The sequence below is a fragment of the Streptomyces sp. NPDC048258 genome (assembly GCF_043201995.1).
Classification (GTDB): Bacteria; Actinomycetota; Actinomycetes; order Streptomycetales; family Streptomycetaceae; genus Streptomyces.
In genome coordinates this window covers 301,193-322,180 of record NZ_JBICZH010000008.1, presented here as the reverse complement: position 1 = coordinate 322,180, position 20,988 = coordinate 301,193, and the positions used below count along the sequence as shown (strand labels likewise).

The 20,988-nt window shown below is 72.7% G+C and carries 19 protein-coding genes; 11 read left to right on the top strand and 8 right to left on the bottom strand.

Translation table 11 applies throughout. From position 1 onward, the window contains the following. The first annotated feature begins 53 nt into the window (after positions 1-53). Together ACGFYQ_RS20775 and ACGFYQ_RS20770 are read left to right on the top strand one after the other, a co-directional pair. Entirely contained in the window at positions 54-1,439 is a 1,386-nt protein-coding gene (locus tag ACGFYQ_RS20775; protein WP_393745870.1) for a hypothetical protein, read from the top strand. 116 nt (positions 1,440-1,555) lie between these two features. After that, entirely contained in the window at positions 1,556-1,735 is a 180-nt protein-coding gene (locus tag ACGFYQ_RS20770) for a hypothetical protein (protein WP_393745868.1), read from the top strand. Here the strand turns inward: ACGFYQ_RS20770 and ACGFYQ_RS20765 are convergent. Continuing rightward, positions 1,732-2,166, bottom strand: a complete 435-nt coding sequence (locus ACGFYQ_RS20765) for a nuclear transport factor 2 family protein (RefSeq protein ID WP_393745866.1) — start codon at positions 2,164-2,166, stop codon at positions 1,732-1,734. The genes ACGFYQ_RS20770 and ACGFYQ_RS20765 overlap by 4 nt on opposite strands. 86 nt (positions 2,167-2,252) lie before the next feature. Here ACGFYQ_RS20765 and ACGFYQ_RS20760 point away from each other — a divergent pair, with 86 nt between their 5' ends. From ACGFYQ_RS20760 to ACGFYQ_RS20750, 3 genes are all read left to right on the top strand, one after another. Further along, the gene (locus tag ACGFYQ_RS20760) at positions 2,253-2,822 is read left to right on the top strand and encodes a PadR family transcriptional regulator (protein ID WP_393745864.1); all 570 of its coding nucleotides are present in this window, start codon (positions 2,253-2,255) and stop codon (positions 2,820-2,822) included. After that, the gene (locus ACGFYQ_RS20755; protein ID WP_393745862.1) at positions 2,809-3,582 is read left to right on the top strand and encodes an SGNH/GDSL hydrolase family protein; all 774 of its coding nucleotides are present in this window, start codon (positions 2,809-2,811) and stop codon (positions 3,580-3,582) included. Before ACGFYQ_RS20760 ends, ACGFYQ_RS20755 begins: the two co-directional genes overlap by 14 nt. Positions 3,583-3,653: 71 nt before the next feature. After that, entirely contained in the window at positions 3,654-4,547 is an 894-nt protein-coding gene (locus ACGFYQ_RS20750; RefSeq protein ID WP_393745860.1) for a sigma-70 family RNA polymerase sigma factor, read from the top strand. Positions 4,548-4,896: 349 nt separating this feature from the next. Here the strand turns inward: ACGFYQ_RS20750 and ACGFYQ_RS20745 are convergent, their stop codons facing one another. Beyond that, a complete protein-coding gene (locus ACGFYQ_RS20745) occupies positions 4,897-5,238 on the bottom strand; it encodes a MazG-like family protein (RefSeq protein WP_393745858.1) in 342 nt (113 codons plus the stop codon). Between the two features lie 551 nt (positions 5,239-5,789). Here ACGFYQ_RS20745 and ACGFYQ_RS20740 point away from each other — a divergent pair. The 4 genes from ACGFYQ_RS20740 to ACGFYQ_RS20725 all read left to right on the top strand — a co-directional run bounded on the left by ACGFYQ_RS20740 (position 5,790) and on the right by ACGFYQ_RS20725 (position 10,948). Beyond that, positions 5,790-7,808 carry an RICIN domain-containing protein gene (locus ACGFYQ_RS20740; RefSeq protein WP_393745856.1) on the top strand — a complete coding sequence of 673 codons (2,019 nt, stop codon included), beginning with the start codon at positions 5,790-5,792 and terminating at the stop codon, positions 7,806-7,808. Between the two features lie 197 nt (positions 7,809-8,005). Then, the gene (locus ACGFYQ_RS20735; protein ID WP_393745854.1) at positions 8,006-8,656 is read left to right on the top strand and encodes a hypothetical protein; all 651 of its coding nucleotides are present in this window, start codon (positions 8,006-8,008) and stop codon (positions 8,654-8,656) included. Between the two features lie 15 nt (positions 8,657-8,671). After that, the gene (locus ACGFYQ_RS20730; protein WP_393745852.1) at positions 8,672-9,820 is read left to right on the top strand and encodes a winged helix DNA-binding domain-containing protein; all 1,149 of its coding nucleotides are present in this window, start codon (positions 8,672-8,674) and stop codon (positions 9,818-9,820) included. Between the two features lie 108 nt (positions 9,821-9,928). Continuing rightward, on the top strand, positions 9,929-10,948 hold the full coding sequence (locus tag ACGFYQ_RS20725; protein WP_393745850.1) for an endonuclease/exonuclease/phosphatase family protein: 1,020 nt from the start codon (positions 9,929-9,931) through the stop codon (positions 10,946-10,948). A gap of 107 nt (positions 10,949-11,055) precedes the next feature. Here the strand turns inward: ACGFYQ_RS20725 and ACGFYQ_RS20720 are convergent, their stop codons facing one another. The 6 genes from ACGFYQ_RS20720 to ACGFYQ_RS20695 form a co-directional block, all read right to left on the bottom strand. After that, complete coding sequence (locus tag ACGFYQ_RS20720; RefSeq protein WP_393745848.1) at positions 11,056-11,940, bottom strand: ATP-binding cassette domain-containing protein; 885 nt, start codon at positions 11,938-11,940, stop codon at positions 11,056-11,058. Next, on the bottom strand, positions 11,937-12,941 hold the full coding sequence (locus tag ACGFYQ_RS20715; protein ID WP_393745845.1) for an ABC transporter ATP-binding protein: 1,005 nt from the start codon (positions 12,939-12,941) through the stop codon (positions 11,937-11,939). The genes ACGFYQ_RS20720 and ACGFYQ_RS20715 overlap by 4 nt, the downstream gene beginning before the upstream one ends. After that, a complete protein-coding gene (locus ACGFYQ_RS20710; protein WP_393745843.1) occupies positions 12,941-13,852 on the bottom strand; it encodes an ABC transporter permease in 912 nt (303 codons plus the stop codon). Before ACGFYQ_RS20710 ends, ACGFYQ_RS20715 begins: the two co-directional genes overlap by 1 nt. Next, a complete protein-coding gene (locus ACGFYQ_RS20705; protein ID WP_393745841.1) occupies positions 13,849-14,817 on the bottom strand; it encodes an ABC transporter permease in 969 nt (322 codons plus the stop codon). The genes ACGFYQ_RS20710 and ACGFYQ_RS20705 overlap by 4 nt, the downstream gene beginning before the upstream one ends. Next, positions 14,814-16,478 carry an ABC transporter substrate-binding protein gene (locus tag ACGFYQ_RS20700; protein WP_393745839.1) on the bottom strand — a complete coding sequence of 555 codons (1,665 nt, stop codon included), beginning with the start codon at positions 16,476-16,478 and terminating at the stop codon, positions 14,814-14,816. Before ACGFYQ_RS20700 ends, ACGFYQ_RS20705 begins: the two co-directional genes overlap by 4 nt. A gap of 106 nt (positions 16,479-16,584) precedes the next feature. Then, the gene (locus ACGFYQ_RS20695; protein ID WP_393745837.1) at positions 16,585-18,288 is read right to left on the bottom strand and encodes an amidohydrolase; all 1,704 of its coding nucleotides are present in this window, start codon (positions 18,286-18,288) and stop codon (positions 16,585-16,587) included. Between the two features lie 129 nt (positions 18,289-18,417). Between ACGFYQ_RS20695 and ACGFYQ_RS20690 the strand changes: the two genes are divergently transcribed. Then, a complete protein-coding gene (locus tag ACGFYQ_RS20690) occupies positions 18,418-19,113 on the top strand; it encodes a TetR/AcrR family transcriptional regulator (RefSeq protein ID WP_393745835.1) in 696 nt (231 codons plus the stop codon). A gap of 148 nt (positions 19,114-19,261) precedes the next feature. After that, entirely contained in the window at positions 19,262-20,971 is a 1,710-nt protein-coding gene (locus ACGFYQ_RS20685; protein WP_393745833.1) for a flavin monoamine oxidase family protein, read from the top strand. The last annotated feature ends 17 nt before the right edge of the window (positions 20,972-20,988 follow it).

Sequence of the window (20,988 nt, the reverse complement as noted above, 5' to 3'; positions counted from 1 at the left end):
CTCCGCACGGCGAGCGGGCCGTCGCACTCCCCCGGCCGAAAGGTGCTGCCTCCATGCCCCTGACCACTGCCCCGTCCCTGCCGGCGCGCCGACGCCCGAGGCGGGGTCGCCGCCTGGCCGTCCTGCTCGCCTGCAGTCTGCTCGGTCTGCCCGCGCTCGCCGGACAGGCCCAGGCCGACGTGGGTGACATCGTGGAGTTCGAACTCGCCGCGGACAGCGGTCCGGTCGGGATCACCGCCGGCCCCGACGGGAAGGTGTGGTTCACCGAGGGGGGCCGCAACAGGATCGGGCGGATCGCCCCCGACGGGGCCGTCGCCGAGCTCCCCCCGGTCACCTCCGGTTTCCCCGACGACATCACCACGGGAGCCGACGACAATCTGTGGTTCACCGAGTCCGCCGCCAACCGGATCGGGCGGATCACCCCCGCCGGCACGCTCACCGAGTTCCCGCTGCCGACTGCCGGCGGCTACCCGATCGGCATCACCGGCGGCCCGGACGGCAACGTCTGGTTCGTCGAGAACGGCGCGAACCGGATCGGGCGGATCACACCGGCCGGCAAGGTCACCGAGTTCCCCCTGCCCCACCCCGACACGTTCCCGTACCGGATCACGAACGGCCCGGACGGCAACCTCTGGTTCACCGAACAGGGCGCCACCCGGATCGGGCGGATCACGCCGGCCGGCAAGATCACCGAGTTCCCGCTGCCCGACCCCGACAGCACTCCGTTCAACATCACCGCCGGCCCGGACGGGAACGTCTGGTTCACCGACCCCACGCTCAACAGCATCGGCCGGATCACCACGCGGGGCGCCGTCTCCACCTTCCCGCTGCCCGAGACCGACAGCGGGCCGGTCGGCATCGCGGCGGGCCCGGACGGGAACCTCTGGTTCGCCGAGTCCAACGCCAACCGGATCGGGCGGATCACCACCCGCGGAGGAATCACCGAATTCCCCGTGCCCACCCCCAACCTGGAGAACACCCCCTTCCACATCGCCGCCGGCCCCGACGGAGACATGTGGTTCACCGAGCTCATCGGCAACCGGATCGGGCGCGTGTCGGTCGGCGCGCCCGCGGCCGACGTCGCGGTCGCCCTGACGGCGCCCGCCACGGCCCGCGCGAGCAGCCCGTACACCTACACCGTGACGGTCACCAATCACGGCCTGTCCCCCGCGAACGGCGTGGTGGTGACGCTGGCCAAGCCCGCCCCGCTGCACGTGGTGAAGTCCTCACCGCCGGCCCGGCGGACCACGAAGACCGGGATCACCTGGAACGCGGGACGGATCGGCGCCGGGCAGTCGCGTACCTTCCGCGTCACCGTACGGCCCGGCACTCCGGGTCCGGTCACGGCGCTGGCCGAGGTCTCCTCCGCCACCTTCGACCCGAGTACCGGGAACGACGCGAGCGCCGCCGAGACCCGCGTCGTCCGACGCCACCCGTAGACACGGCGAACGAGAACGGTTTGTACGTACCGGCGGGTATCGCGACCCGATAGTGCCGGGATTTGATACTTCTGGACAGCTCCGGTGTGCGCACTGCCCGCGGGAAGGACGTGACCGTGCTCGATTCCCTGCGCCCCAAGACCGTCGTCTGCCCGTATTGCCAGGCCACCGACAAGGAAGGCGTCGCACGGACCCTGTGCGCCGTGGCGGGCGTGCTGTCGGTGACCTGGCACACCGCGGCCTGCCCGCACTACGCCGCCGACCTGATCCTCGCAGACGGGGAGAACCGCCTCTAGGGGGTGTCGGGGGCGCCGGGGACGAGGCCGTCGGCCACCAGGCCGGCGAGTACCGCCTCGCCCAGGGCGTGCACGGCGGACTGGGGGCGGACCATCACGGTGAACTCCTTGACCCGGCCCGCCTCGTCGAGCTGGAGCAGGTCGATCCCGTGGATCTGCTTGCCGTTCACGACGGCCCGGAAGGGCAGGATCGCCGACGGGGCCTCCGCGCCGTCGCCGCTGGTCTCGGCCGTCCCCTCCAGGTGTCCGACGTAATGGAGGTCCTCGAACACGCGCAGCAGGACGCCGAAGAGTCCCAGCACCATCGGCTTGCCCTCGAACGGGATGAACTTCACCGGGCTGTAGAGCCGGATGTCCTCGGTGAACAGGTCGTCCAGCGCGGCGAGATCGCGCTTCTCCACGGCGGCGCGGAACCGTTCGGCAGTCTCCATGACCCCTCCTGATACTCAAGGAATTGACTAGTCACTTTCTTGAGTATCATGCACCGGACGGACGAGACAGGGAAGGGGCTGCCGCGATGGCCTTGAGACATGCCGTGCTGGCGGCGCTGCTGGACGGCGAGTACAGCGGGTACCAGCTGGCGAAGGTGTTCGACATCAGCGTCGCGAACTTCTGGCCCGCACTCCCCCAGCAGCTGTACGCCGAGCTGGCCAAGCTGGAGAGGGAAGGACTGGTCGCGGGCCGGGAGGTGGTCCAGGAGACCCGGCCCAACAAGCGGCTGTTCCAGGTCACCGACGCCGGCCGCGCCGCGCTGGAGGAGTTCGCCGCGGCGGCGGCGAAGCCGTCGGTCATCCGCGACGACCTGCTCGTCAAGGTGCAGACGGCGGACCGCATCGGCACGGCGCCGGTCATCGCACAGCTCGAAGAGCGGGCGTCCGCCGCCGAGGCCAAGATCGAGCTGCTCGACACACTGCTGCGGCGGATGCGGGGCGACGTGGACGAGGCGGAGTTCCTGCTGCGCGGCGAGCGGATCGGCGGGTACCTGACGTGCCTGCGCGGCATCGCCTTCGAGCAGGGCCACCGGGAGTGGTGCCTGCGGACCGCGGCCGTCCTGAAGGAAAGGCAGGCCACCCGTGCCGAACGGTGAGTACCTGCGCTACGTGGCCCTGGGCGACAGCCAGACCGAAGGGATGGGCGACGGCGACGACACGGCCGGCCTGCGGGGCTTCGCCGACCGGCTCGCCGAGCACCTCGCGGCCGCCGACCCCGGGGTCCGCTACGCCAATCTGGCCGTACGGGGACGCACGGCCGGTCAGGTCCGCGCCGAACAGCTGGGGCCCGCCCTGGCCCTGCGCCCCGACCTGGCCACCGTAGTCGCCGGGGTCAACGACCTGCTCCGGCCCCGGTTCGACGCCGCGGAGGTGGCCGGGCACCTGGAGGAGATGTTCGCCGCGCTCACGGCCGCCGGAGCCCACGTGGTGACCGTGACCTTCCCCGACCTGGGAGAGATCGTGCCGCTGGCACGGCCGCTCGCGTCCCGCGTGTCCGACCTCAACACCCGCATCCGCGCGGCCGCCGCACGCCACGGGGTCACGGTCGCCGAGATCGGCCGGCACCCCGTCGCCACCGACCCGCGCTTGTGGACCGCGGACCGGCTCCACGCGAGCCCCGTCGGCCACGCCCGGATCGCCGGGGCCCTCGCCCAGGCCATCGGCCTGCCCGGAAGCGACGACAGCTGGACCCTCCCCCTGCCGCCCCGGCCGGTCCCGGGTCGCCGGCAGGCCGCGGGAGCCGAACTGCGCTGGGTCGCCGGATTCCTCGGCCCGTGGATCGGACGCCGCCTGCGCGGCCGCTCCTCCGGCGACGGCCGCAGCGCGAAACGTCCCGAACTCCAGCCCCTGGAATAGGAGATCACCGCGATGATCCCGTCGGTTATCGTCCGTCACTGACGAAGGAACCGAACACGGGGATGTGACGGGTGAGCGAGAAAGACGTTCTGGCGCAGCGCTTCGAGGAGCACCGCACCCATCTGCGGGCCGTGGCCTACCGCATGCTGGGCTCGCTCAGCGAGGCGGAGGACGCCGTACAGGAGGCCTGGATCAAGCTGAGCCGATCCGATGCCGACGCCGTGGACAACCTGGGCGGCTGGCTGACGACGGTGGTCGGCCGGGTGTGCCTGGACATGCTGCGCTCGCGCACCACCCGGCGCGAGGATCCGCTGCACGACCAGGACGGGCAGGTCCGGCTCCCGGACCCGGTCGTCAGCAGAGCGGACGGCCTCGACCCCGAGCAGGAGGTGCTCCTGGCGGACTCGGTCGGCATCGCGCTGATGGTCGTGCTGGAGACCCTCTCCCCCGCCGAGCGCCTCTCCTTCGTCCTGCACGACATGTTCGCCGTGCCCTTCGACGAGATCGCCCCTGTCCTCGGCCGTACGCCCGTCACGACCCGGCAGCTCGCCAGCCGCGCCCGCCGCCGCGTCCAGGGCGGGGCTCCCGCTCCCGACACCGACCCGACCCGCCTGCGGGAGGTCGTCGACGCGTTCCTGGCCGCCGCGCGCGGCGGGGAGTTCGAGGCCCTCGTCGCCATCCTCGACCCCGAGGTCGTGGCGCGCTCCGACGGCGGCGCGCTGCTCCCCAGCCTGCTCCGCCGCGGCGCGACCGAAGTCGCCTCCCAGGCGATCACCTTCGCCCGGTTCGCCGAGGCCGGCCACCCGGTGCTGGTCAACGGCACCCCCGGCGTGGTCTCCGTATCGCAGGGCCGGCCGCTCTCGGTCATGGCGTTCACCGTCGTCGACGGGAAGATCACCGCCCTCGACATCCTCACCGACCCCGAGCGCCTGGCGCGGATCGACCTGAGCGCCATCGTCGGCTGAGCCGTCGGCGGACGCTTCCGTTGCGGTGCGGCGGGCCCAACCGGCCCGCCGCACCCACGGCTCGCGCCGTTGCGCCGGAGCTGTCCGGCCGCCGGGGCGGTCAAACCTGGACTCGCCCTAGGGAGTGCCGTCAAAGTAGCGTCGGCCGCCCGAAGGGCGGGGCTGGTGGGGTCTGGCGCGTGCGATCGCAAGGCGGAGGAGGGAATCGACGCGGTGGGGGCACCTCCCAGCGGTAGCTGGGGGACGTCGGTGACCGACGACAACGCGGCTGGGGGTCCCCCGGGCGGAGTCTGGGGGAGTGCGTGCCAGGCCCCACCAGCCAGACGGGACTTTGACGACACGACCTAGGTCAGGTGCCGCTCTCCTCCGGGGCGGGCAGGAACTTGCCCGCCTTCAGGGCGAGCTGCCGGGCGAAGTGGGCCGAGGCGTCGGGTCGCATCCGGGCGAGGGCGACCATGCCCGTGATGATGACGTCGCAGACCTCGTCGTGGACGTCCTCCCAGCTGTGGGAGTGCCCCTTGCGGGGGTTGGTGCCCTTGGCGCCGATCACGGCCTGGGCGGCTTCGCCGAACTCCTCGCCGATCTTGAGCACTTGGAGCAGGTGGCTCTCCTCCGGCTTCAGCCCTTTCTCCGCGTCGGAGGCGTCGAAGCGGGCGGCGAGGGCGGTGATGGTGTCCCATGCGGCGGTCACGGCGTGCGGTGCCTCTCTGTTCCCCTGCCCCTTTGCGGTGGAATCGAGCAGAGGCAGCACCCTACCGGCGGCGCGGCCCCGTCCCGCTCACCCTGGCGGCCGGACGTGGTCCCGTCAGCCTCCCCCCACGGGACGCCCGTTCGCCGGGACGGCGGTGATTGTCCCGTTGTCGGGGGCTACCTGGGGGATGCGGACGGTTCCTCACGGGTCGTGACGGAGGCAATTCGACAGGTAGTAATTAGATGAATCCCTGACTGAATTCCCGTCAACAAGCCAACCCCGTATATCTCGATTTGATAACGACTCCCTCGGGAAGGCCTGGACCAATCACCTGCGACGCGCGTAACTTCCCTTGTTTTATTGGAGATTGACGGTTCGTCAAATCTGATCGACAGGTAACGGAACGATTTCTCGAAGCACCCTCCCCTTTGTCCGAATTCTCCGGCGCATTCGTCTGGCAGGCTTCCGCGCACCCAGTGATCCGATCACGATTTGAGGTGCCCATGACAGGACGACGCAGACGGCGCGAACACCGCCGCAAACCCCGGCGGTTGATACTGCTCACCGCCGCCACTGCCGCGGCGGCGGTGATCGCCGCAGGCATCGCCTACTCCGGACTCGGCGACGGAGCCCAGGCGGCGGCCCCCGTGGAGGCCGCCGCGGAAGCGGCCTCGCCGGCGGCCGCACCCGCCCGGGACCAGGACCCGGAGCCGATATCGAGCGCGCCCGCCAACGAGAGCGCCCGCGGCATGGTCTACGACGGCCTCGAGGCCGCGCCGAAGGGCGACCGGTGCGTCGGCGTGTACCGCACCGGCGCCGGGCAGTGCACCCACGGCCCCGACGCCCCGCCCAAGGGCGTCGACATCACGAAGGACATCCAGCCCGCCGTCCAGGCGAAGGCTCCCGCGGCCGATCCGGCCCGCCCCGCGACCGACGACCCGGCGACCACGGAAGGCGGCGGGCGTCCTCAGGACGCGCCCGCCGCTGCCGATGCCGGGTCCGCCAAGGCCAAGGCCGACGCACCCCCGCCCGCCGCCGCGACCGGTGGTCAGACCGTCGCCGCCGGCCCCGCCGGCCAGACCGTCCAGTGCGACGGCGACGGCAGCACCGGCAACCGCGTCCAGGTCGTCTACGTCCACGGTCCCGGCCGCGACCGCTACTCCGAGTACGTCGCCTCGTTCCGCAAGTGGGCGGCGGACGCCGACCTCATCTACTCGGCGAGTGCCCAGGAGACCGGCGGCATCCGGCACATCCGTTACGTGACGGCCGCCGACTGCACGCCGACCGTGCTCAACATCGAGCTCCCGGACTCGGCACTGGCCGAGTTCAGCGCGACCAACTCCGCGCTCGCCGGCAAGGGACTCGACCGCCGCGACCGCAAGTACATGATCTTCGCCGACACCCAGGTCTACTGCGGCATCGGCACGTTCAACGGGGACGAGCGGCCCGGCCAGGCCAACCTGAGCAACTTCGGCCCCTCCTACGGGCGTACGGACTCCGGCTGCTGGGGCGGCCACACCGCCGCCCACGAACTCGGCCACAACCTGGGCGCGGTCAACAACAGCGCCCCGAACACCAGCCGGGGCGCGCACTGCACGGACGAGTGGGACGTCATGTGCTACTCGGACACCCCGTACTACCCGCAGATGCGCAACATCTGCACCAACCAGGCGTCCGAGAACATCCTGGACTGCAACCACGACGACTACTTCCACACCAGTCCGAAGGCCGGCAGCTACCTGGCCACGCACTGGAACATCGCGGACAACCAGTTCCTGATGCGGAACAAGGGCGGGAACGGCACCGACCCCGGTCCGAACCCGAACCCGACTCCGACGCCGACCAAGAAGCCCACGCCGACGCCGACCAAGAAGCCCACGGGCGGACCGGCCGTGACCGCGGCCCAGATCCAGTCCGACTCGGTCGTGGTGAGCTGGCCGAAGGTCGAGGGCGCCTCCTGGTACCAGGTCCTGCTGAACGGCAAGCACCTGGCTTGGGTCCAGTCGCAGGCCCTGCGCATCTACAACCTCCAGCCCGGTACCGCGTACACGGTCGCCGTCTCGGTCCGCGACGGCTCCGGCCGTGACAGCGGACCCGGCAAGGCCGCCTCCTTCCGTACGACGGGCGCGGGCGGCGGTACGACCACCCCCGGTGCCCGGTACCTGCTCGGCAACGGCAGCACCGGCATGAACGCAGAGGTGTGGGGCGGCCGCGGCGCCGACGGCACCGTGCTCGTCGGTGCGCGTGCCAACGGATACGCCCAGCAGCAGTGGTACTTCGACGACGCGGGCAGCGGGCAGGTCCGCATCCGGTCCGCGGTCTCCGGCAAGTGCCTGCAGCCGGGCGGTACCCCGGCCGCGGGCATGTGGGTCGTGCAGCAGCCCTGCGGCTCGAACGCCGCGCAGGCCTGGAAGCTGACGGCCCGCGGTGGCGCGGTGGCCGTCACGGATCCCAGCGGCGGCTTCGCCCTGACCGTCAGCAACCGCCCCTACTACGGGAACTGGCTGCTCGACCTGCAGCGCGCGGACGGCCGCGCCACGCAGGCCTGGACCGTCCAGAAGTCCGGCTGACCGACCGGTCGGGCGAGCTGCTGACCGGCCGGTCGACCGACCGGCGGTCAGCCCCGACGCCCTGAGCCCACCCCGGGGGGGGGGGGCCCCCCCCCGCCCCGCCCCCCCCCCCCCCCCCCCCCCCCCCCCGGGGGGGCGGCCCCCCCGGGGCGCCCCCCCCCCGGCCCCTCACCCCAGTCCTCCGGAGCACCGCCACCATGCGCATACGCATCGCTTTCCCCGCCCTGCTGGCCGCCCTCGGCCTCATGTTCCTGACCCCCGTCGCGGCCCACGCCCACGGCGACACCGTGAAGGTGGTGGTGACCGGACAGCGCAACGGCCACGTCACCGCCGACATCACCTGGGAGAACGACGGGGACGCCGTCGAAGAGGCGGTCGCGGCCACGGTGAACGCCGTCAGCGCCGACGGCTCCCGCTCGCTCGGCTCCTGGCGCCTGGTCCGCGATCCCGGCGCGTCACCGGCCGGCTGGACCACGGCCGAGACGCTGCCGCCGGGCGCCTGGAAGGTCACCGTCGACGTGGGCTTCCCCGCTCTCGGACACGGCGAACTCGATGTCGCCGTGCCGGTGGTGGATCCGGCGCCCACGACCGGTACGCCGGCGCCCGGCACCCCGGCGCCCGGCACCCCGGCCTCCAGCGCCCCGGCCCCCGTACCGACTCCCACGACTCCCGCCGCACAGCCCGCCTCTGCCCCTCCGGCGCAGGCGCCGCCCGCCGAGGCCTCGGACGACGCCGTCTGGTGGACGACGGCGGGTGTGGCGGCGACCGCGCTGGCCGGCGCGGCCGGCGGTCTCCTGATCCGCCGCCGCCGGATGCGGCGGGCCCGGTCGGGGCGCCGGACGGCCTGACGGCAGAATCCCGGTATGGACATCACCGCGCACGCGCTCAACCGGGCCACGCTCGCCCGACAGTTGCTGCTGGACCGCGAGTCGCTCGACGTCGCCGACGCGATGCGGCGTGTGGTCGCCTTGCAGGCACAGCAGCCCGCATCGCCGTACATCGCGCTGTGGAACAGGCTGAACGGCTTCGACCCCGCCGGCCTCGACACGGCCGTGGCCGGTCACCAGCTGGTCAAGGCGACGCTGATGCGGCTCACCTTGCACGCGGTCCACGCCGAGGACTACCGGACCTTCCGCGAGGCCATGGAGCCGACGCTGCGCGGCTCCCGACTCGGCGACGCGCGCTTCACGGCATCCGGGCTCACCGCCGACGACGCCGGCGTACTGGTGCCGGATCTGCTGCGGTACGCCGACAGGCCGCGGACCTCCGCCGAGATCGGGGGCTGGCTCGCGGAGCGACTGGGCGCACCGATGGAGTCGGGCGCCCAGCGGATGCTGCGGCAGTACGCGCCGCTGTGGCACGCGCGCACGGGAGGGCCCTGGTCGTTCGAGACCCGGCCCTCGTACGTCGCGGCGGGCGCGCTGCCCGTGCTGGCGGACCCCGACGTGGCCGCCGGGAGTCTGCAGGCCCTGATCCGCCGCTACCTGGAGGGCTTCGGGCCGGCGTCGGTGGCGGACATGGCCCAGTTCGCGCTGGTCCAGCGGGCCAGGGTCAGAGCGGCGGTGAGCGCGCTCGCCGACGGGCTCGAACAACTGACGGGCCCCGACGGCACGGTGCTGTACGACGTTCCCGGCGCGCCACGGCCGGCCGGGGACACTCCCGCCCCGCCCAGGCTGATGGCGATGTGGGACAGCATCCTGCTGGCCTACGCCGACCGCGGCCGTGTCATACCTCCCGCCTATCGCAAGCACGTGACGCGCATGAACGGCGACGTGCTGCCCACGCTGCTGGTCGACGGGTACGTCGCCGGCGTCTGGCGTCCCGTCGAGGGCGGGATCGAGGCCACCGCCTTCCACCCCCTTCCCGGCCGCGTCTGGGAGGGACTGGCGGCGGAGGCCGGGTCGCTCGTCGCGTTCCTCGCCACCCGGGACCCCAAGGTCTACGGGCGCTACGGCCACTGGTGGGCCAAGGGGCTGCCGAGCGCCGAGACCCGGCTGCTCCCGGGTGGCTGAGCAGCGGTGGCTGAGCAGCGGTGGCCGAGCAGCGGTGGCGTCGGGCCGAGAGGAGCCGACGGCGCCCGGCTTCGCGGGGCTTCCTTCTTCCCCGGGAGGAGAACCCCGATGCCGGTCGCGCGCGTCCACAAGGTCATGAAGGTCGAGACCTCCCCCGCACCGACGGCGACGGCCCCCGGCCACCGCCGGGCCCTGCCCCCTGCCCGCCGCTCGGCGCGCCGTGGCCGGATCACCGCCACCCTGGCCGTCCTGACGACCCTGCTGATGCTGCTCCACGGCTGGATCCCGAACCGGATCGCCAACTTCGGCAGCTTCGTCCAGACCTTCCTGCCCTGGACCGGCGTGGCCGTCGTCCTGCTGTCGGCCGCCGCCCTCCTGCGCCGCTCCCGCGTCGCGCTGATCTCCGTCCTGCTGCCCGCGCTCACCTGGGCGGCGCTCCACGGCGGCACGTTCCTCGACCGGGGCGCCGGCGGAGCGGCGGACCTCACCGTCGTCACCCACAACGTGGACGACGTGAACCCCGACCCCGCCGGTACCGCCCGCGCCCTGGCCGCCTCCGGCGCCCAGCTGATCGCGCTGGAGGAGCTGACCGATCCCGCCGTCCGCGAGTACGAGCAGACGCTGGCCGGGACCCACCCGTACCACGTGGTGGAGGGCACGGTCGGTCTGTGGAGCACCTACCCCCTGCGCGACACGGCCCCGGTGCCGATCATGCCGTGGACCCGTGCCCTGCGGGCCACCGCCGACACCCCCGCCGGCCCGCTCACCGTCTACGTCGCCCATCTCCCCTCCGTACGCGTACGCCTGGGCTCGGGTTTCACCACCGAGCGCCGCAACGCGGCCGCGGGCCGCCTCGCCGGTGCTCTGGCCGGCGCCCCGGCCGGCCGTACGCTCCTGGTCGGCGATTTCAACGGGACCACCGACGACCGGGCCCTCGCGCCGGTGACGGGCCGCTTCCGCTCCGCCCATGACGAGGCGGGCGCGGGCTTCGGTTTCACCTGGCCCGAGAGGTTCCCCGTCGCCCGCATCGACCAGATCCTGGTCAGGGACCTCACCCCGGTGTCCGCGTGGACCCTTCCGGCCACCGCCAGCGACCACCTGCCGGTGGCGGCCTCGTTGCGGTTCTGACGAGCGGAGGCGACGCGATCGACCTGCTCGCCCGCCGCCGCGGGGATCCGCCTCCCCACGCGGGGGAACCCGGACCGACCGGCGGGCGACCGATGGCTGACCCGCGGCTAGCCGGCGGCCGGGCCGTCTCCCCCGGTCGTGAGCGGATCGAGGCGCCGACGCCGCCGGCTGATCGAGTCGGGGTCCCAGCCCGGTCGCGGAACGGACGCCAACAACAGCCGCGTGTAAGGGTGTTCGGGGCTGGTGAGGAGTTCGCCGACCGGCCGGTGTTCCATGGTCCGCCCGCGGTACATGACGAGCGCCTCGTCACAGACGTAGCGGACGACGGCCAGGTCGTGGCTGACGAAGACCAGCCCGATGCCCGTGTCACGCCGGATGTCCGCCAGCAGGTTGAGCACCTGCGCCTGCACGGACACGTCCAGCGCGGACACCGCCTCGTCGAGCACCAGCACGGCGGGTTCGACCGCCAGCGCCCTGGCGATCGCGGCGCGTTGGCGCTGCCCGCCGGACAGGCGCCGGGGCAGGGCGGCCGCCTCCCGGTCGCCGAGGCCGACCTGGGCCAGCAGCTCCCTGACCCGGTCGGCCCGCGCCGCGGGGTCACGCCAGCCGTGCAGCCGGAGCACGCCGTCGACCGTCGCGCCGATGCCGATCCGGGCGTCCAGGGAGAGGTAGGGGTCCTGGAAGACGATCTGCACGGCCTTGGCCCGGGCCAGCCGGGCCGCCCTGCCCCGTACCGACGCGGCCAGTGGCCTGCCCTGGACGAGGATCTCTCCCGCGTCGGGGCGTTCGAGGCCGATCAGCATCCGGGCCGTCGTGGTCTTCCCGGACCCGGACTCGCCGACGATGCCGAGCGCGCCGCCCGCCGGCAGGCAGAACGACAGGTCGTCGACCGCGACGACCTCCGTCCCGCCCGTACGGTAGGTCTTCCGCAGGCCGGTCACCCGCAGGAGCTCCTGGGCGTTCGGTCCGGTCACGGGCTGGTCGGTGGTCAACTGTCCTCCCTGCTGGGCTGGATGGAGCCGACGAGCTCGGCGGCGCGGTGGCAGGCGACCTCGGCCGGGCCCTGCCGTCTGAGCGGCGGCGGGGACTGGTCGCAGCGGCCCGGCTCGGCGAACCGGCAGCGCGGTGCGAAAGCGCAGCCCGGCGCGGACTCCAGCAGACCCATCGGCGCGCCGGGGATCGGAGTCAGCCGGCCGGCCGGGCCGTCGAGGGGCGGGGAGGAGCCGAGCAGCCCCGCGGTGTACGGGTGCCGCGGCGAGGCGAAGAGGTCCGCGACGGGCGCCGTCTCCACGATCCGCCCGGCGTACATCACGTAGATCCGGTCGCTGACCGCGGCCGCGAGTTCGATGTCGTGGGTGATGAGGAGCAGCCCGAGTCCGCGTTCGCGTCGCAGGCGCCCCAGGATGGCCAGGATCTCCGCCTGGGTGCTGACGTCGAGGGCGGTGGTCGGTTCGTCGCACAGCAGCAGCCGGGGTTCGGCGGTGAGGGCCGCCGCGATCACGACGCGCTGGAGCATTCCGCCCGAGAGCTCGTGCGGGTACTGGTTCAGGTGCCGGGCGGGGTCGGGCAGGCCCACCGCGCCGAGCAGTTCGACCGCCCGGGCGTCGGCCTGGGCCTTGGACCAGCCGTGGACCAGGCGCAGCGGCTCGGTGAGGAAGTCCCCGACGCGGCGTACCGGGTTGATGGCCGCCCGGGGGTCCTGGTAGATCATCGCCGCCTTGTTCGTACGTACGTCCCGCAGGCTCGCGGGGTCGGCTCCGACCAGGTCGGTGCCGTCGACGCGGACCCGGCCGCCGACCTCGGCGCCCGGGGGGAACAGGCCCAGGGCGGCGCGGGCGGTGACGGACTTCCCCGACCCGGATTCGCCGACGAGGGCGACGATCTCCCCGGCGCGGACGCTCAGTTCGATGCCGTCCAGGATCGGGCGGGCCATCGAGGGGAGGGTGACGGTGAGTCCGTCGTATGCGAGCAGCGTCGTGTCGAGCGCGGTCATCAGGAGTCCCTCCCCGCGAGGCGGTCGCCGAGGTCTTCCCCGACGACGTTGAAGGCGACGACCACGAGGACGACGGCCACGGCCGGCACCACCGCGGACAGCGGCTGCCCCTGGAGCACGGCGGCCTGCCCCTGGTTGATCATGGCGCCCCAGTCGGGGGTCGGCGGCTGTACGCCCAGCCCGAGGAAGGAGAGGGCCGCGAGGTCGAGCAGGGCGTAACCGAAATTCACCGTCGACTGGGCGAGCAGGGTCGGGGCGATGTTGGGCAGCATCCTGCGTACGGTGACGAACAGGGCGGAATGCCCCTGTACCTGGTAGGCGGCGACGTAGGGCCGGGCCTTCTCCTGCACGGCCAGGCCGCGTACCAGGCGTGCGGTGTACGGCATGTAGGCGATCGCCATGGCGATCACGGGCGCCGTCATCCCCTTGCCGAACAGGGCCACCGCGAGGATCGCCAGCAGCAGGGCGGGGAAGGCGAACACCACGTCGAGCACCCGGCCGGCCAAGGAGTCGACCCAGCCGCCCCGCCACGCGGTGAACAGGCCGACGGCGATGCCGACGACGGTGGAGAACACCACGACCGCGAGGGGGCCGGCGAGGCTGGTGCGCGCGCCGGCGAGCAGCGCCGAGAAGGTATCGTGGCCGCCCTGGTCGGTCCCCAGCCAGTGGTCGGCGCTCGGACCCAGGAGGCCGTCGCCGAGCTGCCCGAAGGTGGGGTCGTGCGGGGCGAGCCAGGGTGCGAGCAGTGCGACGAGCGCGAACAGGACGAGGAGCAGCAGGCAGGCCCGCTGGAGCCGGCTGCCGCCGAGGGTCCGGAGCCGGGCGAGGCTCCGGAGCCGGGTGCGGGTGCGGGGCCGGGGCCCGGGGCGGGGGCCGCGGGGCACGACGGGTGTCAGGCTCGGCGCGCTCATCGTGCGCTCCCCGCCGCCGCCATGCGCGGGTCGATCAGCGGATGCACCAGGTCGACGAGGGCGTTGACCACGACGAACGCGGCCACGACGAGCAGGACGATGGCCTGGACGACCTGGAAGTCCAGCTGGTCCACGGACTGGACCAGCAGGGAGCCCACTCCGGACATGCCGAAGGCGGTTTCCACGATGGCGGTGCTCACCAGCATGCCCGAGACCAGGAGCGCGGAGACCGTCACGATCGGCCCCAGCGCGTTGCGCAGCACGTGGCGCCGGATCACGGTCCGCCGCGGTGTTCCCCGGCTGAGGGCGACTTCGACGTGCTCGCGGCCCAGTTCGTCGATCATCGCCGAGCGGGTCACGCGGGTGACCAGCGCCATGAAGGTCACCGACAGGGCCGCCGCCGGAAGGATCACGTGGTGCAGCCGGTCCAGTACGCCGGTGCCGTTCCCGATCGTCGGGAACCAGCCGAGCCGCACGCCCAGTACGGACCGGAACAGGAGCGCGGCGACGAAGGCGGGCGCGGCGGCGCCCACCGTCACCAGGAGCATCAGGGAGCGGTCGGTGCGGGTCCCCCTGCGCAGCGCGCCGACCACGCCGGCGCCGACGCCGACCACGGCGATCATCAGGGCGGACGTCCCGATCAGCAGCAGGGACGAGGGCAGGCGCGACCAGATGACCGAGCCGACGTCCTGGTGGAAGAGGTAGGAGCGGCCGAAGTCGCCGCGCAGCACCCCTTCGAGCCAGGTTCCGTACCGGACGAGGAAGGGTTCGTCGAAGCCGTACTGGCGGCGGATCTCGGCGAGTTCCTGCGGGCTGGGGCTGCGCCCCTTCACCAGGAAGCTCGCCGGGTCCCCGGGCGCCAGGAAGAGTGAGGAGAACACGAGGAAGGAGGTGACCATCAGGGTCGCCGCCATTCCGGCGAGCTTGCGCAGGACCCGTACGGCGCGCGCCGCCGCGGCCGTCATCCCTTGGCCCCGATCTCGGCCGCCCACGGGTAGTAGAGGTAGGCGATGGACGGCTGGACGCCGGTGATCCGCTTGCCGAGGAAGACGCTCACGGGCTGGGTGTACAGGGGCAGCCACGGCAGGTCCCGCATGGCGACGGCCTGGGCCTCGGCGTTGGCCTTGGCGTGCTCGGCGGGGTCGTACGCACCGATGGCGCGGTCCACGGCGGCGTCGAACTGCGGGTCGGACCAGTTGCCGTAGTTGCTGAACGCGCCGGTCTGCAGCGATCCGTACATGTCGAGCGGGTCGGTGATGGACGTGTACCAGAAGGTGAGGAACAGGTCGATGCCCTCGCGTGCGGCCGGGTCGGTGAAGAGCGTCGAGTACTTCTCCGCGGAGACGGAGTCGATCTGCGGCTTCAGTCCGATGGCCGTGGCGGCCTGGGCGACGGCCTGGGTGATGATCGTCGTCTGCGAGTCCAGCGGGCTGGTCGCGATCACGATCTTCTGGCCGGAGACTCCGGCCTCGGCTGCGAGCGCCTTGGCCTTGGCCGGGTCGTACGGGTAGTCGGGCAGGTCCTTGCGCTGGCCGTCGCGTATCTCGGCGGGCGCGTCTCCCCAGAGGTTGTCGGTGACGAGCGAGTCGGCGACCTCGCCGACCCCGCCGGCTCCGGCCTTGACGATGCCCTTGCGGTCGATGGCCATGAGCAGGGCGCGGCGCACCCGGGGGTCGCCGAGGGGGCCCTTGAGGTTGCCGACGACCTCGTCGGCGACCGTGGTGTTGCGGCCGAAGTAGAGCGTGCCGGCCTGGCTCGCGCGCAGTCCGGCGTACGCGTTGGGCGGGACCATCCAGCCGCCGTCGACCTCGCCGCTCTGGAAGGCGTTGACGCGGGTGGTCGGATCGGCGAGGAAGACGAACTTCACCTGGCCGGACTTGGCCTTGAGCTCGGGGTTCCAGTAGTCGTCGAACCGCTTGAGCGTGAGCGACTGGCCGGAGGTCCAGGAGGCGAAGGAGAAGGGGCCGGTGCAGTTCACGCCGGTCATCGGATTGCCGTAGTCCTTGCCGGACTTGGCGAGGGTGGCGGCGGACTCGATCGTGCCGGGGCTCGCGGCGAGGTACTTGTTGAAGGTGGAGTCGGGCTTCGCCAGGGTGACGGTGACTTCCATGGGTCCGGTCCGGTCGACCGAGGTGACGTTCCGGAAGGGGTAGGCCCAGACGCTGGCCGTCTGCGGGTCGAGGTTGCGGCGCAGGGAGGCCACGACGTCGTCGGCGGTGAGCTCGGTCCCGTCGTGGAAGCGCACGCCGGGGCGGATCTGGTAGACCCAGGTGGTGGGGGTGGGGTTGGTGTACGAGGCCGCGAGGTTCGGCGAGGTCGTCAGGTCGGCGTTCCAGCGGAGCAGGCTCTCGCAGACGTTGGCGAGGATCTGGTTGGGCGGGTAGTCGAACGAGTAGGCGTAGTCGATGGTGGTCGGCTCGGCGAAGACGGACCAGGTGAACGAGTCGACGGTGCCGGCGGGGGCGGGTGTCCGGTCCGTGAGGGTGTAGGCGGTGGCGCCGCCCGCCGCCTCGTTCGCGGTGCCGCTGCACGCGCTCGTGATGAGCACCGCGGCCGCGGCGAGCCCGGCCGCCGCGGCCCGGCGGATCCGGCGGCGTCGAGGCGATCCCGTTCGGGGTGATGACATCGTCTGGCTCCCTGAGGGTGAGCTGGGTGAGGTACGTGGTGCCCGGCCGGTTGCGGTCCCGGCGGTCCGGTGGTTCAGCGGTCCGGCGGTCCGGCGGTCCGGCGGTTCAGCTGGTGGCGGCGAAGACGAGTTCGCCGTCGATGTAGGTGCGGCTCACCCTGGCCTCGGCGATCTCTTCGGAGGGGTGGGCGAACGGATCCCGGTCGAGGACGACGAGGTCCGCGAACTTGCCCGCCTCGACGGTGCCGGTGACGTCGTCGAGGTGGTTCGCCCAGGCGCTGCCCGCCGTGTAGGCGGTGAGGGCCTGGGAGAGGGTCAGGGCCTGCTCCGGGAAGAACGGCGCCATCGGTTCGAACGTCCCGGGCGAGTTGGGAGCCTCGTCGGGTACGGCGCGGTTGACGGCGACGTGGATGCCCCAGAGCGGGTTGGGGCTGCTCACCGACCAGTCGCTGCCGGCGACCAGGCGGGCTCCCGCCCGCTGGAGATCCCCGAACGGGTACTGCAGGGCGGCGCGCTCCGGTCCCAGGAAGGGGATCGTCAGCTCGTCCATCTGCGGTTCGTGCGCAGCCCACAGGGCCTGGATGTTGGCGGCCGCCCCCAGGCTCGCGAAGCGGCCGATGTCATCGGGGTGGACGATCTGCAGGTGGGCGAGGTGGTGGCGGTTGTCGTTGGCGCCGTTCGCGGCGCGGGCCGCGGTGAGGGCGTCGAGCACCTCCCGGACGGCGCGGTCGCCGAGCGCGTGGAAGTGGATCTGGAAGCCCGAGCGGTCGAGCCGGGACACCGCCTCGGTGAGCAGCTCGGGATCGATGAAGCTGAGTCCGGAGTTCCCCGTGGCGCAGCCGCAGCCGTCCAGGTAGGGCTCCAGCAGGCCCGCCGTGAAGTTCTCGGCGATCCCGTCCTGCATGATCTTCACGCTGGTGGCGTTGAAGCGGCCCACCCGGCCGGTGCGGCGGCGCTCCTCCAGGTCAGGAATCTGCTCCAGGCCGCGCTCGCGGTCCCACCACAGGGCTCCGACGACACGTGCGCGCAGGGCCCCCTCGCGTGCGGCGCGGAGGTAGACGCCGAAGTTGTCGGGGTGGCCGGGGAAGGCGCCGATCATGGCGTCCTGCCAGCTGGTCACGCCGAGGGAGAAGAGGTGCTCCTGCGCGGCGAGCAGGCCGGCGTGTGCCTCGTCGGGTGTCGCGATGGGCGCGTGGCGGGCCACCAGGTCCACCGCGCCCTCCTGCAGGGTGCCGGCCGGCGTTCCGTCGGCCTCCCGCTCGATCCTGCCGTCCGGCGGGTCGGGGGTGGTGCGGTCGACGCCCGCGACGTGGAAGGCCCGGGTGTTGGCCCAGGCTCCGTGGCCGTCGCGGTTGGTGAGTACGACGGGCCGGTCCGGCACCACCGCGTCGAGCATGGCGCGGGTGGGCGTACCTCCGGGGAAGACGTCCATCGACCAGCCGCCGCCTCGGATCCAGGACGCGTCCGGGTGGTCCTTGGCGTACGCGGCCACCACGGCCAGGTAGCCGTCGACGGTCCGCTCCTCGGCGAGGTCGCAGCCGAGCATCTGGGAGCCGGCCACGACCGGGTGGACGTGGGCGTCCTGGAACCCGGGGAGGAGGAGCCCGCCGTCCAGGTCGACGACCTCGGTGGACCCGTCCGCCAGCGAGCGCACGGTGCTCGCGTCGGTGACGGCGAGGATCCGGCCGTCCGCCACGGCGACGGCGGCGTCGACCGGGGTGGGCGAGGTCCCGGTGAAGACCCGCCCTCCGACGAAGACCGTGTCGGCCCGCTGCTTGACCGGCTGCCTGGTGTTGCCCATCGACGACATCGACGCATCCTCCGGCTCGGCGGGACGGACCCGCACGGCGTGTTTGTTGAGGAGGAGTGAACGGGAGCGCAACATTGTTGTCAACGGTGTTGCGCTCCCTCTGTTCCAAATCGATACACTGACCGCACCATGCCGAAGTCATCCGACACACCCGCCCGGTCCAAGCGCGCGGGCAGCCAGCTCACACCCGACGCGATCATCGAAGCGAGCCTGCGCATCGCGGCTCGCGGCAGCGAGGACGCCTTCACCGTCCGCCGTCTCGGCGAGGAGCTCGGCGCCGACCCGACGGCGATCTACCGGCACTTCCGCGACAAGGACGAGCTGCTGCTGTCCGTCGCCGACCGCACGCTCGGCGAGGTGCTCGACAGCATCCCCGAGGGCCTCGACTGGAAGGACCGGCTGCGCGCCCTCGCCGACGGCTCCCTGGAGGTCGCGCTCAAGTACCCGGTGGTCGGCTCGACGATGGCCAGCCGGACCACCCGCAGGTCCAACGAGTTCCGGGTCGTCGAGCTCATCCTCGGCGCCGTCACGGAGGCCGGTCTGGACGGGGCGGAAGCGGCCGTCCACTACCGGATGGTCGGCGACTCGCTCCTCGCGTACGTCGGCCAGCGCGCCGCCTACCTGCTGTTCGACGCGGACATCCGGGCAGCCGACGAGTCCTCCTGGAGCCGCGAGTACCGCCTGGTCGACCCGCAGGGATTCCCCCACATCACCCGGCTGAGCACCCAGCTGGCCGAGGTGACGGACGAACAGATCTTCCGTGCCCGGGTCGAGGCGCTGATCACCGCGATCGAGACGCGGGTCGAGACGCTGCGCGGAGCGTAGTGCGCACCCCTTCGCGCAACGGCGTTGACATCACCGTTGACAATGTCGTTGCGCGAGCGGTTCACTCCCCCTCAGCCCGAGTGCCGTGCCCGCACGCACTGTTCGGCCCGGTGCCCGGATTCCGAGAAGAGGGGGTCACATGCACCACGTGCGCAACGAACCTGCTTCCCCACCCCGTTCGGCCGACCGGGCCGGCATTCCCGACCGGCTCCGCCTCGCGTTCGCGCTGCACGGCGAAGCGCGCCGGCGCGGCATGCCGGTCGAGGAGGTCGCCGGCGAGCGCGTCGAGACCGTCCGCCGCGAGACCGCCCGCCGCGAGCGCGCGCGTCACGCGGAGGAGCAATCCGCCGCGCTCGGAGGGACGTTCGGCCGCCGCCGCATCCTCGGCGCCGCGGGCGCGCTGACGGCCGCCGCGGCGCTGCCCGGCGGGCTGCTCGCCCCGAGCCGGGCAGCGGCGGCCACCGGCGCCGCCGCACCGCGCGTCGTGGTCGTCGGCGCCGGGCTCGCGGGACTGCGCTGCGCCCACCGGCTGTGGAACCGGCCGGACCCGGTCGCCGCCACCGTGTACGAGGCCGACGCCACCCGCATCGGCGGCCGCTGCTGGTCCCTGCGCGGCTTCTTCGACAACGGCGCGGTCCACGAGCACGGCGGGGCCTTCATCAGCTCGACCGACACCGCGATCCTCGACCTGGCCCGCGGCCTGGGCCTGCGGCGGGAACGCGCGAACGGCGGCGAACTGAACGCCGGGGACTACGCCGCCTGGATCGACGGCGGCTCCTACCCGGGGCTCAGCCAGCAGGACGACTGGATCGCGGAGGCCTACGACGCGTTCAGCGCCTCGTACGCGGCCGTCGGCACCGCGCGCCACGACAGCCACACCCCGGAGGCGTACCGGCTGGACCAACTCTCCTGCCTGGACTACCTCGACGAGATCGGGCTGCCCCCCGGCTCCCGGCTCGGCCGGCTGATCCAGTCCCTCCAGCTCCAGTCGGGCGGCGAACCCGGCGAGGCCTCCGCGCTCGGGATGATCGGCTTCCTCGGGGCCTCGTCCGTCTTCGCCGGCGGACGCGGCTTCGACGAGAAGTACCACCTCGTCGGCGGGAACGACCAGCTCGTCAGCGGGATGGCGGCGCAGCTTCCGGCCGGCACCGTCCGCCAGGGGTACGAGCTCATCGCCCTGCGGCAGAACGGCGACGGCTCGTACACCTGCACCTTCGACCACGACGGCAGCACGGTCTCCGTCCCCGCCGACCACGTCGTGCTGGCCCTGCCCTTCAGCACGCTGCGCGACGTCGATCTCTCCCGGGCCGGCCTGTCCGCCCGCAAGCTGACCGCCATCCGGCAGCAGGGCATGGGCCAGAACGCGAAGCTCGTCACCCAGCTCTCGGCCAAGACCTGGCCGCGGCTCGGCTGGAACGGCATCAGCAACACCGGCCCCCTCGGCTACCAGACGGCCTGGGACGGCTCGGTCGCGCTGGGACCCAACGGGTCACCGGCCCTGCTGGTCGCCTTCCCCGGCGGGAACACCGCCCGCGACACGCTCACCGGAGCCGCGCACGGCCCGGCGCCCGCGGCGGACGTGCACTGGTTCCTCTCCCAGATCGAGAACCTGTACCCGGGCACCTCGGCCGCGTTCACCGGCACGGCGTACGAGGACCACTGGTCGCGCGCCCCGTGGCAGCGGGGCGCCTACCACTACTACAAGGTCGGCCAGTACACCTCGATCGCCGGCTGCGAAGGGATCCAGGAAGGCCGGATCCACTTCGCGGGCGAACACACCGACGTGGACAACGCCACGCTGAACGCGGCGGTCTCCTCCGGTGAACGGGTCGCGGCCGAGATCGCCTGCCAGATCTGAGGCCTCGCCCACACGCT